Origin of the sequence: Novosphingobium profundi (assembly GCF_020524485.1) — a bacterium.
Classification (GTDB): Bacteria; Pseudomonadota; Alphaproteobacteria; order Sphingomonadales; family Sphingomonadaceae; genus Novosphingobium; species Novosphingobium profundi_A.
The window spans coordinates 1-15477 of the sequence record NZ_JAIVLF010000002.1; the positions used below are offsets into that span (position 1 = coordinate 1).

18 protein-coding genes are annotated in these 15477 nt (G+C 68.7%); 14 read left to right on the top strand and 4 right to left on the bottom strand.

Annotated elements, in window-relative coordinates; genetic code table 11:
- Window positions 1-37: 37 nt before the first annotated feature.
- From LC060_RS06225 to LC060_RS06240, 4 genes are all read right to left on the bottom strand, one after another.
- Window positions 38-166: a benenodin family lasso peptide gene (locus LC060_RS06225; RefSeq protein WP_226633657.1), complete on the bottom strand. Its 129-nt coding sequence runs from the start codon at window positions 164-166 to the stop codon at window positions 38-40.
- A gap of 173 nt (window positions 167-339) precedes the next feature.
- Window positions 340-966: a GntR family transcriptional regulator gene (locus LC060_RS06230; RefSeq protein WP_226633666.1), complete on the bottom strand. Its 627-nt coding sequence runs from the start codon at window positions 964-966 to the stop codon at window positions 340-342.
- Window positions 967-978: 12 nt separating this feature from the next.
- Window positions 979-1596: an acyl-homoserine-lactone synthase gene (locus tag LC060_RS06235; protein WP_226633668.1), complete on the bottom strand. Its 618-nt coding sequence runs from the start codon at window positions 1594-1596 to the stop codon at window positions 979-981.
- Between the two features lie 82 nt (window positions 1597-1678).
- On the bottom strand, window positions 1679-2458 hold the full coding sequence (locus LC060_RS06240; RefSeq protein ID WP_226633669.1) for a LuxR family transcriptional regulator: 780 nt from the start codon (window positions 2456-2458) through the stop codon (window positions 1679-1681).
- A gap of 285 nt (window positions 2459-2743) precedes the next feature.
- Here LC060_RS06240 and LC060_RS21110 point away from each other — a divergent pair, with 285 nt between their 5' ends.
- From LC060_RS21110 to rlxS, 14 genes are all read left to right on the top strand, one after another.
- A complete protein-coding gene (locus tag LC060_RS21110; protein WP_413465092.1) occupies window positions 2744-2950 on the top strand; it encodes a transcriptional regulator domain-containing protein in 207 nt (68 codons plus the stop codon).
- The gene (locus LC060_RS06250; RefSeq protein ID WP_226633673.1) at window positions 2856-3473 is read left to right on the top strand and encodes a DNA -binding domain-containing protein; all 618 of its coding nucleotides are present in this window, start codon (window positions 2856-2858) and stop codon (window positions 3471-3473) included. The genes LC060_RS21110 and LC060_RS06250 overlap by 95 nt, the downstream gene beginning before the upstream one ends.
- Before the next feature lie 760 nt (window positions 3474-4233).
- Window positions 4234-5277 (top strand): ArdC family protein, encoded by a 1044-nt coding sequence (locus LC060_RS06255; protein WP_226633675.1) that lies wholly within the window; start codon window positions 4234-4236, stop codon window positions 5275-5277.
- On the top strand, window positions 5274-5756 hold the full coding sequence (locus LC060_RS06260) for a DUF2958 domain-containing protein (RefSeq protein ID WP_226633677.1): 483 nt from the start codon (window positions 5274-5276) through the stop codon (window positions 5754-5756). The genes LC060_RS06255 and LC060_RS06260 overlap by 4 nt, the downstream gene beginning before the upstream one ends.
- Before the next feature lie 124 nt (window positions 5757-5880).
- Window positions 5881-7782: a ParB/RepB/Spo0J family partition protein gene (locus LC060_RS06265; RefSeq protein ID WP_226633679.1), complete on the top strand. Its 1902-nt coding sequence runs from the start codon at window positions 5881-5883 to the stop codon at window positions 7780-7782.
- Between the two features lie 271 nt (window positions 7783-8053).
- A complete protein-coding gene (locus tag LC060_RS06270) occupies window positions 8054-8263 on the top strand; it encodes a hypothetical protein (protein ID WP_226633680.1) in 210 nt (69 codons plus the stop codon).
- The gene (locus tag LC060_RS21015) at window positions 8260-8814 is read left to right on the top strand and encodes a hypothetical protein (protein WP_319005407.1); all 555 of its coding nucleotides are present in this window, start codon (window positions 8260-8262) and stop codon (window positions 8812-8814) included. The genes LC060_RS06270 and LC060_RS21015 overlap by 4 nt, the downstream gene beginning before the upstream one ends.
- A 529-nt stretch (window positions 8815-9343) precedes the next feature.
- Entirely contained in the window at window positions 9344-9664 is a 321-nt protein-coding gene (locus LC060_RS06280) for a DUF736 domain-containing protein (protein WP_214201591.1), read from the top strand.
- Window positions 9665-9801: 137 nt separating this feature from the next.
- Window positions 9802-10701: a HEPN domain-containing protein gene (locus LC060_RS06285; RefSeq protein WP_226633682.1), complete on the top strand. Its 900-nt coding sequence runs from the start codon at window positions 9802-9804 to the stop codon at window positions 10699-10701.
- Between the two features lie 227 nt (window positions 10702-10928).
- The gene (locus LC060_RS06290) at window positions 10929-11168 is read left to right on the top strand and encodes a helix-turn-helix domain-containing protein (RefSeq protein WP_214201592.1); all 240 of its coding nucleotides are present in this window, start codon (window positions 10929-10931) and stop codon (window positions 11166-11168) included.
- Window positions 11165-11761 (top strand): S26 family signal peptidase, encoded by a 597-nt coding sequence (locus LC060_RS06295; protein ID WP_226633684.1) that lies wholly within the window; start codon window positions 11165-11167, stop codon window positions 11759-11761. The genes LC060_RS06290 and LC060_RS06295 overlap by 4 nt, the downstream gene beginning before the upstream one ends.
- Window positions 11749-12471, top strand: coding sequence for a lytic transglycosylase domain-containing protein (locus LC060_RS06300; protein WP_413465091.1), 723 nt, complete (start codon window positions 11749-11751; stop codon window positions 12469-12471). The genes LC060_RS06295 and LC060_RS06300 overlap by 13 nt, the downstream gene beginning before the upstream one ends.
- 220 nt (window positions 12472-12691) lie before the next feature.
- Window positions 12692-13063: a hypothetical protein gene (locus tag LC060_RS06305; protein ID WP_226633686.1), complete on the top strand. Its 372-nt coding sequence runs from the start codon at window positions 12692-12694 to the stop codon at window positions 13061-13063.
- A 245-nt stretch (window positions 13064-13308) separates the two neighbouring features.
- Window positions 13309-15267 (top strand): relaxase/mobilization nuclease RlxS, encoded by a 1959-nt coding sequence (rlxS, locus tag LC060_RS06310; RefSeq protein ID WP_226633688.1) that lies wholly within the window; start codon window positions 13309-13311, stop codon window positions 15265-15267.
- Window positions 15268-15477 lie beyond the last annotated feature (210 nt).

Sequence of the window (15477 nt, forward strand, 5' to 3'; positions counted from 1 at the left end):
GTGCGCAGCCCTCGAGGCTGCGCACCACGATCGGGAGTCAGTCGTCGGTCAGGCCGGCGTTGGGGTTGCCCTGGGCGACGTCCTGGTCACCGGGAAGGATACCCTTCGTCTCGACGCTGGCCGCGCCGAGTTCGATGGGGCGGATTTCGCGTTCGCTACGTTCCATGGTCTTGCTCCTCGTTCATGGCCGCCGGAATTGGCGACAGGACCAAGGTTATGGCGCGGCGCGCGTTATTCGAACTTTATACGGATTCGATATCGCGAATATTAAATCCGCCCTTTGGCGCGCGCTGGACGAGCGACGTCACAGGGAAAGTCAAAGGCGCGCCGTTGCACTGGTTATTGTGGCCGATAACGCAGGCGTACGAGTTGGCCGGCGTGGCGCTCGCGGCGCCGGTGCCAGGTGTTGAGGAGGCGGGTGAGCCGCCGGGTGTCGGTCTCGCGCAGCGCGGCGTCGAGGCGGGCAAGTTCCTCGGCCGTGTCCTCGAACAGGGCAGGCTCGCACATACGCACGGCGAAAAGGCGCGCGTTCGTTCGCGCCATTGTGTCCACGATTTCGCAATTGCCCGAAGCGTGCGCGAGCCCCTCCAGGCGCCGCGCGACCTCCTGCGCGTAGTATTCCGAGGCATCGGCGCCGGCTGCCCTGTCCGGCTCGCGTGCAATCCGGGGCAGGTGTTCAGGCGGCGCTTCACGAAGGGCGACAAGTGAAAGGCTGCGCGACCAGGCGATCCGGTCACGCAGCCCTGGCTCGTCGAGCAGCGGAAGGTGGAAGCCGCTGCCCGGGCGCGTCTCGACGAGACCTTCGCCGACGAGCCGGCACAGCGCCTCGCGCACCGGCGTGGTGCTTGCGGCTAGCGCGCTGGCGAGACTGGCGGGATCGAGCCGGTCGCCGGGATGCAATTGCGCGCTCAGGATCCGCTCCCGGATGGTCTCGTGGATGCGTTCCGATGTCGCGCCCGCGTTCATGGCCCCCTCGGATCAGGCGGCGTAGTGCATGAGGTCCGGGGATGGGCTCGTGCGATCGATTCCCGCGCGCTCGAGGAGGGCAGGGGTTTCAGGGCCGATCTCGATGCGCAGGGCGCCCAGCGTCTCGCCGCCCAGTTTCGTCGGAAGGCCGAGCGGACGGCATGTCCACCCGAAGGCGAGGATCTGCTGGAACCAGCCGAGCGCGGCGATCGCGGTGAAGGCGCTTATCCCTTCTTTCAGGGCGTGATCGACCAGGCCATGGACGAGCGCGTTGCGCACGCCGCGGCGCTCGGCGGCGCGCAGGCGTCGGTCGAGACAGAAGCGCGTGACCTCGCGGATGGCCGGACCTTGCGGTACGGGACCTTCGCACAGCTGCGCATAGAAGCTTGACAGAAGGTGTGGCCGCTCGGTCTCGAGGAGCCGCGCGGAGCCAAGGTGCCTGCCCTGCCGGTCGGCGATGATGACGTAGCGGGCGTGGGAATCGTCGAACTGGTCGATCTCATAGCGCCCCTCGAGGACTGGCACGTCCCATTTGAGCAGATCGACGAAGACCGACTTTCGCGCTTCGAACATTGCGCGCAGGAGCGCATCGGGGATCGGCTGGTTCGACGCTGATACATGAGCGGACATGGTGAAAGCTCCCTGGTCTTGGTGGAAGAACCAAGGATGCGCGGGAGGCGTCGGCACCGACCATACCGCATTTGCGGTATGGTCAGGGGCGCAGGATCTCGATGAAACTCAGTGAACCGTCGAACAGCGCGCGTATCGCGAGGAAGGAGCGCTTGTGCACATGGTAACGCCGGCAGGCATTGCGCACGTGAAGCGCGGCGGTCTGGTCGCTGATCCCCAGGATCCGCCCGATCTCCCAGTTGCTCTTGCCGCGCGCGACGAGAACGAGGCATTCGCGCTCGCGCGGCGTAAGCCGGGGCGATGCGCGATCGGCGTTGTCGTTGCCGGCCGGATGCAGTGGCTCGCGCAGGCGCCAGAGCCGCCGGGCCCGTTCGAACGCGTAGGCGCCTACCAGCTGGGCAAGCGGCAGGGCCGCGTGGGGCAGCGGTTTGCCCACGGCGTTGACGAAGGAGACCGAGCCGTGCGCCTCGCCGGGAATGTGCGCGGGAACCGTGAAGCCGGTGCCGATCCCCTCGCTACGGGCGCGTTCGAGGAAGGTCTCGTCCTCCTCGCTCAGCGCGAGGAACTCGCCGAGGCGGGGCCAGGCGAAACCGACGGTGGTCAGATGGCTCGCGCGGTGCACCGGATCGCGTATGCCGAAGCCATGGCGGTCGTAGTAGTCGGCCCAGTCGAGAGGATAATCATGCAGGCGGATCGCCTGCCAGCGGGTGCGCCGCATGTCGACGTGATGCGTGAGCGCGTAGCTGTCGAAACCCATCTCGCGCGTGGCATGGGCGAGCGCTTCGCCCAGCTGCGCGATGCTGTCGCTGGCCTCGATCGCCGCGATCAGCGGCGAAACGGCCTTCAGTCCTTGCGTGTCCAAACTGCGATGTCGCGAACGTCGGCCGGTCCTCTTGCCACCGGTGCCCCGCCGATCGCCCCTTCCCGAGTTCTGGCCTTGCCCGTCCGTTTCTCACGCGGCCGGGCCGGCAGTTATGTCACGATAGTGTCATATATTGTGCGCGATGTCACATGCCGGACGCCCGGCGTTCGGCCGGTTACCCCTGCAAGCCTTTGCTGACCGCTCTTGGCCGGGGCGCCCCATCTTCCCGACTGGCGCGACGCGCCGGCCTATGCGCGCCTTGCCGAAACCGACCGCGCGGGGGTGATGTGGGAGTGGCTGCGCCGCGACGCCGGTTATGTCGCCTGGCAGGCGCGCGCCTCGCACGTGACGGGCGGGCCTCGCGCGACGCGCGACCTGGTCGAGGCGGATGGGTGTCTTGACCTTGCTCCGCGCGACTGGGGGCTGCACTTTCGCCGAGGACCCGGCCCGGGATGCCCCCCGGGCGCGGATCATCTGGCGTGCCGCGCTTGATCCCGGAGCACTCGAGGTCGACGCCGCGCCCTCCGCTCCCAACGATCCCGACCGGTTCGATCCGGCGAGCCTCGCTGTGTTTCTCACGATCGCCAGGGACGCGAGCGGGCGCGAATACGCCGTCCTGTCCGATGGGCGGCGGCGCATCCGTCTCGACGTCGTGACCGGATCGCTGCAGGAGGGGGCGGTTGTCCTGTCCTATCGCCTTGCCGGCGTTCATGCGGCCACGGCAAGGGTTCTGACCCTGCGCCGGCTCCTGGCGCTGTGCGTCCACGCCCGTTTCTCGCCCTCGCTGTTCCCGCCCGATCCGCGCATCGCGCGCTGGATCGAGGCCTTGCGCGTTCATGATGCGCTCGAGGCGGGCGCGAGCCAGCGCGTGATCGCCAGCACCTTGTGGCCCGATCTTGCCTGGCGCGATGGCGAGGGCGGTGACGCGCAGCGTTCGCGCCTGCGTCGCCTCGTGCTCGAGGCGCGGGCCCTGGCGGCGGGTGGATATCGCGAGCTGCTGCGCGCCCGCCGCTGATCGGGTGGCGGCAAAGGTACCAGGCCAGGCCCATGAATGTCCTGGCCGGCAGGCTTAGGGACCCATTGTCCGGTCAGGGGGGGAGATCAGGTGAGGGGGGCGATCGCGTCTTATTGGGCTCTCGTAGAGGGGCCGATCGCGGGGGCACGACGGCTGGGCAGTAAGCCCCTACGTGCGCGCGGCTTAGACCTCGCCGATTACGAGGGCCTTACGCGGCATAGGCGTTCGCAGACAGGTTTTGGCGTGATCGATCTTTGGTCCGGTCCGGCTTGATCAGTACTTCAAAATTACGGTGAGACAAGCGGGAGTTCGGGCGCCTCGCGGCCGTGCCGTCCGCGACCGCGCTCTGGACCTGCGGCGCGGCGCGCCTGGCCCCGGGCCCCGCAAGCGGGTCCCGGCCTTGCGGCGACGATCGCTGGCGCGTGGGGCCGGGCGCCGCTGGCGCCTGGCCGTGTCGCCCGGCCATGCGGACGCGGGGGCGGGCCGTACCGGTCCGCCTGTTCCCGCGGCGCTGTGGAAGGGTGCCTGCGGCGGCAAGGCGCGGGTGGACGGGCTCCCGGCTGGGCCCGCCTGCAGCGCCGTCAAGCCGGGCCCTTGGGCCCGGCTCCTTCACATGCGTTGCGGCCCTTGCCGTTCCGTGCCGGAACGGCGGCGGGTGAGGGCGCTGCGTGCCGGCGGGCCCGCGACCTGGATCCGTGCCGCCCACCCTCGCGCCTTGCGCCGCGAGGCATGGGGCGAAGGCAGGAGGAAGGAGTGTTCCATGGTCGATCGCAGCACGAGGGCAGGAGAGGTGGCGCCGGGTTCGCAGGGACACGCGGGGGGCAAGGCGAGGAGCCCCGCGCGCGGCAGGCCATGCGGTGGGCCGCGCGGTCGCGGTGAAGGGCGCGCCTCGCTTTACGAGGAGGTGACCACGCGGATCGTGGGCGAACTCGAAGCCGGGCGCTTCCCGTGGGTGCAGCCCTGGACCTGTTCGCCCGGCGAGGCCGGGCTTGCGCCTTCGCTTCCGCGCAACGCGGTAAGCCAGCGCGCCTATTCGGGCATCAACGTGCTCTTGCTGTGGGGGGCGGTCATCGCGCGCGGCTGGCCCACGCAGGGCTGGCTCACCTACCGGCAGGCCCGCGCGCTCGGCGGCCATGTGCGCAAGGGCGAGGAAGGCACGTGCGTCGTCTACGCCGACCGCTTCACGCCGAGCGCGGAAAAGGCGCGCGCGAACGAAAGCGGCGAGGAAGCGCGCAGCGTTCCTTTCCTGAAGCGCTTCACCCTCTTCAATCTCGCCCAGTGCGAGGGGCTGGACACGCAGTTGCTGGAGCCTGCAGCCCCCTTGCCCGAATGCGCGGTCGAACCCGAAGGCGAGGCGCTCATTGCCGCCTCGGGCGTCGACTTTCGCATCGGCGGCGACAAGGCCTTCTACGCACCCGGGGCCGATTTCGTGCAGGTTCCCCCGCATCCGGCCTTTCACGATCCGGTCAATTTCTACCGGACCGCCTGCCATGAACTTTGCCACGCAACGGGTCATGCCTCGCGCCTTGGCCGTACGCTCACCGGCCGTTTCGGCTCGAAGGACTACGCGCGCGAGGAGCTCGTCGCCGAACTCGGCGCGGCCTTCACGCTTGCCGCGCTCGGCATTCGCCCGAGCGTGCGCCACGCCGACTACCTCGGGGCCTGGCTCGAGGTGCTGCGCGAGGACTCCCGCGCGATCTTTCGTGCCGCCTCACTTGCCTCGAAGGCCGCCGACTGGCTGCTGAGCCGCCACGAGGCCGCGAAATCGGGCGCTGCCACCTCGGACCGGGAGGAAGGCTCGTGAGCCTGCTGTCTCCCGTGACCCGCTCGCTGCTCCTGGCCAACGCGCGCCAGAGCAGGGCCTGGCCCGGCTTCGATCCGCGCCCCCTGGTCCGGCTCGTCGAACGCGGTGGACCCGCGCGCTGGCTCTGCACCGAACTCAGCGCGGACGGGGCCTGGCTCTATGGCCTTGCCGATACCGGTTCAGCTTCTCCCGAGCCCGGCTATTTTTCGCTCAGCGATGTGTCCGCGTTCGGCTCAGACGAAGGCGCGCGCGTGGTGCGCGACTTGCGCTTTTTCACACCGCACCGCCTGTCGGCGTGGTGCGCGGCGGCGCGCCTGACGCGCTCGATCGACGGCGCCCAAATACTGCTCGAACGCCTCGCGGACGAGCTTGGCCTCACGCGCGGCGTCGCCAGTCCTGTTGGGGCCAGCCCGGCGGGAGCCAGCCCAGTGGGAATCAGCCCGGCACGGAATCTGCAACTTTCGCGCCTGCGCGAATGAAAGCCCGGGGAGCGGGCGGATCGCCCGTGCGCTCCCCGCGAAAAGACCGGCCCGACACGCGCCTTCCCATCACGAAACATGCGTGAAGGACCGGTCCACACTGCAAGAAGGAGTGTTGTGACCCATGAAACTGCAATTCATCGAACTTGACAAGCTCAGCGTCTCCAAAGCCAACATGCGCCACGCGCGCAAGGCCCCCGACGTATCGGACATCCTGCCCAGCGTCCGGGCGCGCGGCGTGCTCCAGCCGGTCCTCGTGCGCCCCGTTCCGCAAGGGGAGACGGATGGCGACGGGCGGCCTCAACGCTTCGAGATCGTCGCGGGCGCGCGCCGTTTCCACGCCGCCACGCTGGTCGCACGCGAAGGCACGAAGGACGCGGACAAGGACAGAGGCTCCCCGCCTCCAGGCCAGGGCGAGCCGCCCGTGCTGCCCTGCGCGGTGCTCGACGAGGCGGACGACGCCGCTGCCCTCGAAGCCTCGCTCATCGAGAACGTGGCGCGGCTCGATCCGGACGAACTGGCCCGCTGGGAATGCTTCACCCGCCTCGTGCGCGAAGGGCGCAAAATTGCGGACATCGCAGCGACCTTCGCCTTGCCCGAACTGGCGGTGCGCCGCGCGCTCGCGCTCGGCAACCTCCTGCCGCGCATTCGCGAGCTCTACCGGGCCGAGAAGATCGATGCGGTCACCATGCGGCACCTCACGCTTGCCACCAAGGCGCGCCAGAAGGCCTGGATCGCCCTTTTCGAGGATCCCGATGCCAACGCTCCGCTTGGCTGGCAGGTCAAGGGTTGGGTGCTCGGCGGCCCCTCGATCCCGGCGCGCCATGCCCTCTTCGACGCCGCGCAAAGCGGGCTGGCGCTCGTCACCGACCTCTTCGGCGAGGACACCTATTTCGCCGATGGTGAGGCCTTCTGGACCTTGCAGAACGCCGCGATCGAAGCGCGCCGCTGCGCCGCGATAGAGGCGGGCTGGGCCGACGCGCGCGTGCTTGGGCCCGAGGCGTATTTCCAGTCGTGGGAGCACGAAAAGACGCCCAAGCGCAAGGGCGGGCGCGTCTACATCGACGTGCGCGGCAATGGCGAGGTCGTGATCCACGAGGGCTATCTGCCGCGCCGTGAGGCGGCTCGCCGGAAAGCAGACGGCGAGCAAGGCACAGACTTCGAGCGTCCCGCGCGTCCCGAGATCACCGCGACGACGCGCTCCTATCTCGACCTGCATCGCCACGCGGCCCTTCGCGCCGCCTTGCTCGACGCTCCGCAGGTCGCGCTGCGCGCCATGGTCGCCCATGTCCTTGCCGGATCGAGCCTGTGGCGTGTCTCACCCGAGCCGCAGGCCTGCCGCAATCTGGCCATTGCCAAGAGTCTCGCGGCGAGCCGGGGCGAGGCGGTTTTTGCCGCGCGCCGACAGGCGCTGCGCGCGCTTCTGGCGTCCGCCACGTCCGGCGAGGAGGGGCCTTCCTATGCCGGTCCGGACGGGGACGGGCTGCAGGCTGAGGCCGAAGGCGAAGAGAATTATAGGCCCGACGCGCGGCGTCCGCTGACCGGCGCGCACGGCCTCGACGTCGTCGCGCTGTTCGTGCGCCTTCTCGACCTGCCCGATGCGGCGGTGCTCGACCTTGTGGCGCTTGCCATGGGCGAAAGCCTCGCGGCGGGAAGCCCGTTCGTCGAGGCGCTGGGCGGCCATCTGGGCCTCGACATGGCGGCGTGGTGGCAGGGCGACGCGGCGTTTCTCGACACCCTGCGCGACCGCGAAGTGCTTACCGCGCTGGTCGGCGAGGTCGCAGGCGAAGCGAGCGCCCGCGCCAACGCCAGGGAGCCGTGCAGGACCTTGCGCACGATCCTTGGCGATCACCTGCACGGGACAGCTGATCGCCCGGTGCGCGAGGGTTGGGTGCCGCGCTGGATGACCTTCCCGCCCTCGGCTTATACCGCGCGCGGGGGTGTCGGGCCTTGCGACGCCCATGCCCGCGCACAGACCAGTGGCTGGGGGCTGGGCGAGGGTTGTGACACGGTGCCGTCGCCCTGAGCAGGCTCTCGGCAGACCGTCCCTGACGCGAGCCGGCTGGTAGGAAAGGGGAGCGGCCGGTAGGGCCGCTCCCCGAACGGCGCGCCGCGCAAAGCTGGCCAGAAGGCGGCCAGAAGGCGGGCCCAGGCGCGGCGCAGGGGCGATGGCCGCCGCGCGCGTTTCGACAGGCCCCCCAGCCACTGGCTGGTGCGGCGGCATCGGATAAACGCCCGCGCGGGCTTGCACGCACAGGTACCGCCCGGCATGGCGCATCGCACGAGAAAGGATCATCATGGACCAGACCCGCGAGGCCGTCGCCCGGCTCGTCACGCGCCTGCGCCCCGAGCCAGTGTGCCCGGCCTGTCTTGCCGCCCTGGTCGAACGTGGCGAGGGCGACGTCGAGATCGCCATGCACGCGCTGGCGGGGCACGAGGGCTTCGTGCGTGCGCGCGAGGCTTGCAGCCTGTGCGGCGCGACCGGTCCGGTCATGGCGCGGCGATGACGCGGGCGGGCCGACACCGCGCTTCGCGCGCCCTTGGCGATCTGGCGCGGCATCGGCGCCGCAAGCGTGCGCGGCGCATCGCACTGGGCGCGGGCCTGCTTCTCCTGGCGGCACTGGTCGGCGGGACGGGCGGTTATCTCTCGCGTTATTTGCCGCCGCGAAGCGAGGTTGCCGCGCGCGCGTCGTCGGACCGCACGGGCGCGCCGCTCGGCTCCTGCCGCGCGATCGATGGCGATACGCTCGCCTGCGGCGCGGAGCGCATTCGTCTCGTTGGCATCGATGCGCCCGAGCTTCCCGGACATTGCCGCAAGGGGCGCGCCTGCGCGCCCGGCGATCCGGTGGCGGCAACGCGCCAATTGCGCGAGGCGATGGAAGGGCCCTTGCGGATCGAGCGGCTCGGAACCGACCGCTACGGGCGCACGCTGGGCCTCGTTGCCGGGGCCAGGGGCGACCTGTCCTGCTGGCAATTGGCGCAGGGCGCGGCGATCTACAAGCCGCGTTGGGATGAGGGCGGGCGCCTCGCCGCGATCTGTCCCGCGGCCGCGGGCTGAGAGAGCGAAGCGGGGCTCGGACCGGTCCCGGCAAGAGGGGGAAGCGGGCCTGCGATCACCCGTCTCCATGCTCGTTTCACAGGCCGTTTCTTACCTGGCGCATTTCCGCATTTTGACGACCGCGACGGGGCAGCGCAGGCGCTTGCCGCGTAGGGATCAGCGTTGTCCTTCCGGCGAAATCGGGCCGCGAAAGCCTGGCGTGAACGGGACACGGCGCGCCCTGGCTTCGATCCGGCGTGAGGCGGGCTTGCACACCTTGAACAGGACCAATCTGGCCCGGTTCCGTTCCGGCGTTCGGGGCGGGACCTGGACCGGTCGGGACCCGGTGAAACCATCGCGCCCCACCTGTTTCCCCGCCCGCAGGCGGGCTCCTCGCGCATGGCGCCAAGGCGCCCAAACAGGCGGGATCGCTTCCGGTCCTTCGCATGCGCTGCGGCCTTGCGGTTCACCGCGCCCCTTGCCCGGTCCGCGCGGTCTGCCCGTCGCCCGGAAAATCGGTTCCGGACCGCATCCAGCAAGGAGAAGGACAATGCCCGCCATCGGATACGTCACCCGCGAAGGCCGCTCGTTCAAGGGCCAGCTTCGCACTCTCTCGATCCGCGCCGAGGTCGAGATCGCGCCCAACACCCGCAAGACCAGCGAGAGCCATCCCGATTATCGCGTCACCTCGAACGGCATCGAGGTCGGGGCCGGCTGGCTGCGTCGCTCGGAAAGCTCGGGCAACGACTACGTCTCGCTCAGCCTCGCCGCCCCGGAATTCGGGCCGCGCCGCCTCTACGCCAACCTCGGGCGCGCGGCGGGTCAGGACGATGAGGACAGCTTCGCGATCATCTGGAACCCGGCCGACTGAGGGCCGTGCGCGCCGTCCGGCTCTGTCGCCGGGCGGCGCTCGCCAGGGCGGCGGGGCCTCTCGTGAACGCCTGTAGCAGTGGGGGCGCAACGCATGGTTGCCCTCGGGCGCAAACCCTCTAGAATCAGGAGCCTGCCATGAAGACCGACCTCGACCATCTCCCCGACCGCAAGCGCCGCGACCTCGCGCGCGTGGTCGAGATCATCTTTTCCGAATTCGAGGACGTGCTCGCGCTCGCGACGCAGAAGTGGAAGCGCCAGGGCCGGATCCTCAAGGTCATTCTCTATGGCTCCTACGCGCGCGGCGACTGGGTCTGGGACCCGCTCGGCGAGTACTTTTCCGACTACGACATCCTCGTCGTCGTCAACGACGAGCGCCTCGCCGACCAGGTCGAGTACTGGGGCAAGGCCGATGACCACCTGATGCGCGAATACGCCATCGCCAAGCGGCTTTCCGCGCCCGTCAGCCTCGTCGTCCACTCGCTCCAGGACGTCAATTTCCAGCTCTCGCGCGGGCGGCCCTTCTTCCTCGACATCCTGCGCGACGGGGTGGCGCTCTACAGCCTCGACAGCCAGGAATTCGTCAAGCCCAGCCCGCTCGATCCGGCCGAGGCGCTGGAGGAGGCGAAGGTCCATTTCGCGCAGTGGTTCGAGAGTGCAGGGGGCTTTTTGAAGGGTGCCCACATGATGGCTGGACAAGGCCTTCACAAGCACGCGGCCTTCATGTTGCACCAGGCGACCGAGCACCTCTACCACACCGCGCTGCTCGTCCTCACGCTCTACAGCCCCAAGTCGCACAACCTTAATTTCCTGCGCGGCCGGGCCGAGGACGTGGCGCGCGACCTGATCCCCATCTGGCCGCGCGACTCCCGTTTTTCTCGGCGCTGTTTCGAGCTCCTCCAGCAGGCCTACGTCAAGGCCCGCTACTCGCCGCACTACTCGATCCGCCCCGAGGAACTCGAATGGATTTCGCAGCGCGTCGAGCAGCTCCAGCGCGAAGTCGAGGCGCTGTGCCAGGCACGTCTCGCCAGCGCCTGACCGGGCCTTTTCTCTCCACGTCTCCGCTCATCTGTCCGCACCGGACTCGTCCGGTAAGGCAGGTCCGTGCGCACGGCACAAAGGGCAGTGAAAGGGCGCAAAGCCCGGGGGAGGGTCGAATTTGCCTATAGCCCAATCCGACCCTGACCGATCGGGGGCGCATGGCCCAGACCCGGTGTCGCAGCGGGGCGGCACGGGGCCTCCTCGCGAACGCGATGGAGATGCCCATGAAAGACCCCCGCGACGCAGATGCCTTCGAGCGCGCGCAGCGCGCCAAGCGCGGATCGCCCTTCCTCAACACCGACCAGGCTGCCGCCTATCTCAAGATGTCCTCGCGCCTGCTCAAGCGCCTGCGGCGGCGCGGCGAGGGGCCCGTGTTTCGCCGTCACAGCCGCTTCGTCCAGTACCACATCGATGATCTCGATGCCTGGAGCGAGGCCAACGCGGGCAAGGCGTACCGGTCATGAGGGGGCTTCGCACCTCGCGCGGCGATGCGCCGCTTCGTGCCGTCGGCGATACCTTGCGCTGCGCCCGGATGGAGCGCACGCGGCGGCGCAAGGTCCATAGGCGCATGGGCTTCCTCGCCGCGCTTCTGTGCGGACTTGTCCTTGTAACCGCGCTTGTTCCGCCGCGCGCGCGTCTGGTCTGGAACGCGAGCGCCAGCGCGCCGGTCGGGCTCTACCTTGTCGCACCGGACAGCCCGGTGCGCACCGGCGACATGGTCATCGCGCGCCTTCCCGAAGCATGGCGCGCATGGGCCGCGCGCCGACGCTATCTGCCCGCCAACGTGCCGCTGGTGAAGCGCATTGCGGCAGGCCCTGGGGCGACGATCTGCGCGCGCGGTACCGCGATCTGGCAAGGCCGCGTCGTGCTCGCGCTGCGCGAACGGCGCGACGGGCATGGGCGGCCCATGCCCTGGTGGCAGGGGTGCCGGCATCTGGAAAGCGGCGAGTATTTCCTGCTCATGCCCGAAGCTGCCGCGTCCTTCGACGGACGCTATTTCGGGGTGACGAGGCGGCGTGATATCCTCGGGCGCGCGAGGCTGCTGTGGGCGCGCTGAAAGTCCTGCCCAGCAGTGTCGCGCTCCTGCTCGCGCTCGCGCCGGTGGAGGCCCGGCCTCGTGGGGCTGCGGTCGAAAGTGTCGCAACCTGGCAGCGTGAGATCGCCGAGGCCGCGACGCGCTTCGAACTGCCCGAAAGCTGGATCCGCAAGGTCATGCAGGCCGAAAGCGGCGGGCATCGCACGCGTGATGGGCGCCCGATCCGCAGCCCCAAGGGCGCGATGGGGCTGATGCAGATCATGCCTGCGACCTGGCGGGCCCTGCGCGCCGAACTGGGGCTCGGGACCGATCCCGACAATCCGCGCGACAACATTCTCGCCGGTGCCTGGTACCTGAAGACGCTCCATGAGCGCTTCGGCTATCCCGGGCTCTTTGCCGCCTACAACGCAGGGCCGACGCGCTATCAGGCCTATATCGAGGGGCGCGCCTTGCCCGCCGAAACGCGTGCCTATCTTGCGGCAATGGGCATTGAGAACGAGGGCCTGGCAAGCCGCGATGGGGAAGGGGCTTCCCCTCTTTTCGTGTCCTCGAGTGGCAGGGACCGGGACGGTGATCCTGCTTCGTCGCAGGCAGCTAAGGCATCGCGCGGGGAGAGCGGCGGGCGCGATCCATTGTTCGCCATTCGCAAGGATCCGGCGCGCGCGGGCAAGCTGTCCTCGGGTCGGAGCGGCGAGCAGGAAGGAGTGCTGAAGGGGGTGGATACGCCATGACGAGAGGGGGGATAACGCATCTGGACAGACCAAGTGTGTCGGACGCCGCCCGCTCTCTCAAGGCCCGCGGGTACCCCCCGATTTGCTGCGCAAATCGGCTCCCCCCGCGTCCGCTTCGCGGCGCCCGCGCTGCGCTGCGGGCGGCCCTGACAGACCGCTCGTCGCCCGCCCGCACGGGGCCGTTCCCGATTTCGGGGAACGGTCTCGTGAGGAGTGTGTCATGCTGGAATTTACGCCTGCCATTTCGAAGAATGCCGATGCTTGGGAGACGCTGGTGCGGGGACTCGAAGCCGAATTCGGCCATGGCGCCGGGCTCGGGCTCGCACAGCGGTTTCTCGATGCCGAGGAGTGCGACTTTCTCTGGGAGGCGCGGCGCGACGAGCGCTGGCTCGGCGCCTGGGAGGGCGAGGAGGAAAGCGGGGATATCGACCGCATCGCGATCATGGGAAAGCTTGGCACGGCATGGTTCGTGGCACGGCTCATCGTCGATGGCGATGGCCTGGCCGTCGGGCTCATTGCGCGGCGCGACGTCGCTAGCGAGGTGGAGGCACATGCCCTGCTTGCCTCCATGGAGGGCCCGTCTCCTGGGTGAGGCGAGGCCATTGCGGAGGCGCTGCACGGGGTGGTGGCGCTTCCTCGATCGAGCCGGATGGCAGGGGCGAGTAGGTGGAAGGAGCGAAACAGGCGACGGAAACTGGAAGCGGCAGGAAGGGGGCGGAGGGCAAGAGAAAAGGGTGTCTCGCGCCACCTGTAAGCATCTGTCTGCACATCGTTTTTGGGCGAGACAGGGCGTTTGCTCGCGAGACGGTGGCGAGACAGGGCGAAAGGGGGTGATGTGTGGACGGCGAGGATGATTTCGAACCCCGTCTCGGCCGCCAGCGCGCGAGCGGTGGGCGCCGACCAAAGGGCTACGCGAACCGGGTGGCGCAGGCGGCCGGCCTCCATGGACACAAGCGTGCGCGTGGAGGCAGCGGGAAGGGAGGCAAGTGGATCGGACGTGGCTCGGGCGCGGGGCGGATTCTGGCCGGGCGCACGAATGGCGCCGGGGCGCATGCCCGCAGGGTCGTCGTGAAGACGAGCCTCGTTCGCCTGCGCGGCAAGGGGCTCGGTGCGGCGCGCGCGCACCTTGCCTATGTCCAGCGCGACGGCGTGACCCGCGAGGGCGCACCGGGCGAACTCTATTCGCGCGAAAGCGACCGGGTCGACGGGCGCGAATTCCTGGCGCGCGCCGGAGAGGATCGCCATCAGTTTCGCTTCATCGTCTCGCCCGAGGATGGCGATCAGTATCAGGACCTCAAGCCCTTCGTGCGCGACCTCATGAACCAGATGGAACGCGATCTCGATACCAGGCTCGACTGGGTGGCCGTCGATCATGCGAACACCGGCCATCCTCACAGTCACATCGTCCTTCGCGGGATCGATGATCGCGGGCGGGATCTCGTCATCGCGCGCGACTATATTTCGCATGGCATTCGCGAACGCGCTTCGGACATCGTGACGCGCGATCTGGGCCCGCGAAGTGAGCACGAAATCGAAGCGCGCCTTCGCCGCGAAATCGATCAGGAACGTTTGACCTCGATCGACAGAGGCCTGCTTGGGCGAATGGATGCCAACCGCGAGATCGTACTGCAGGGCTCTGACGCTTTTCGCCATGGTCTCGAGACGGGCCGGCTACGCACGCTCGAGCGGATGGACGTGGCGCAGGATCTGGGGGCTGGGCGCTGGCGTCTTGCCGACGATCTGGCGCAGACCTTGCGCGAGATGGGGCAGCGCGGCGACATCGTCGCCCTCATGCAGCGCGAAATGAGCCGTGCGAAGGTCCAGCGCGAGGCCCAGATTCACGAGCGGGAAAGTGGGCCGCTGGTGGGCCGCGTCCTGATCCGTGGACTTGCCGACGAACATCGCGATCGGCATTTCCTGCTCGTCGACGGGACCGATGGCCGGGGCCATTTCGTCGACGCGGGCCAAGGAGGTGGGATCGAGGCGCTGCCGGACCGGGCGGTCGTGCGGGTCACGCCGAGAGCAGGCGAGGTTCTGGACGTTGATCGTACAGTCGCCGCGATAGCCGAGCGCAATGATGGGCGTTATTCGCAGACCTTGCATCGGCTGCACGATTCGTCGGCGCGTGACGGCTTCATCGAGGCGCATGTCCGTCGTCTCGAGGCCTTGCGTCGGGGCGGAGTGGATCTTGATCGCGCTCGCGACGGGACCTGGCGCATTGCCGGTGAGCACCTCGGGCAAGTACAGAAATTCGAAGAGCGCAAGGTTGCCAAGCAGCCGTTCGAGGTCGAAGTCCTCGCCAAGGGAAAGCTTGAAAATCTCGCTCTGGGACAGGGGCCGACCTGGCTCGATCGTGAACTGGAGCACCCCTCGCATCTGCATGCGCGCGATGCAGGCTTCGGACGCGAACTTCGCGGTGCATTGGCCGCGCGCAGGCAGTGGTTGATTGACCAGGATCTCGGAGAAAGCCGCGGGCAGGGTTTCCGGCTCAAACCAGGGGCGATGGCTGCGCTGCAAAGGCGCGAATTGCTCACGGTTGCGGCAGATCTTTCGAAGGAACTGGGCAAGCCCTTCGTCGAGAGCCAGCCCGGCCACTATGTCGAGGGAACCATCGCGCGCCGTGTGGAGGGCGTTTCGTCCCACTTCGCGCTCGTCGAGAAGGGGCGTGATTTCACGCTCGTTCCCTGGCGCGAGGTGCTCTCGAAGCACATCGGGAAGGAAGGCGGTGGGATCATGCGTGAGAGCGGTATAGGCTGGCGCTTCGGGCGAGGACGATCGGGGCCGGAAATTTCCTGAATCAATGCATAAGGGGGGAGGCGATTTCCAGCCTGTCTGTTGGGTGTCGTTTCGAAGGATCTCCGGGCGGAGCTGAAATTGTCGGCCATTGGGACATGTACGAACCCGCTGCGCGGGATTGGCCTATGACCTTGATGCCGTGCGGGCCACGCCTGTGATGCGCCTGACTTGAGCGCAGGCGAGCGCAGGCAGACTCTATCGGCTCCTTCA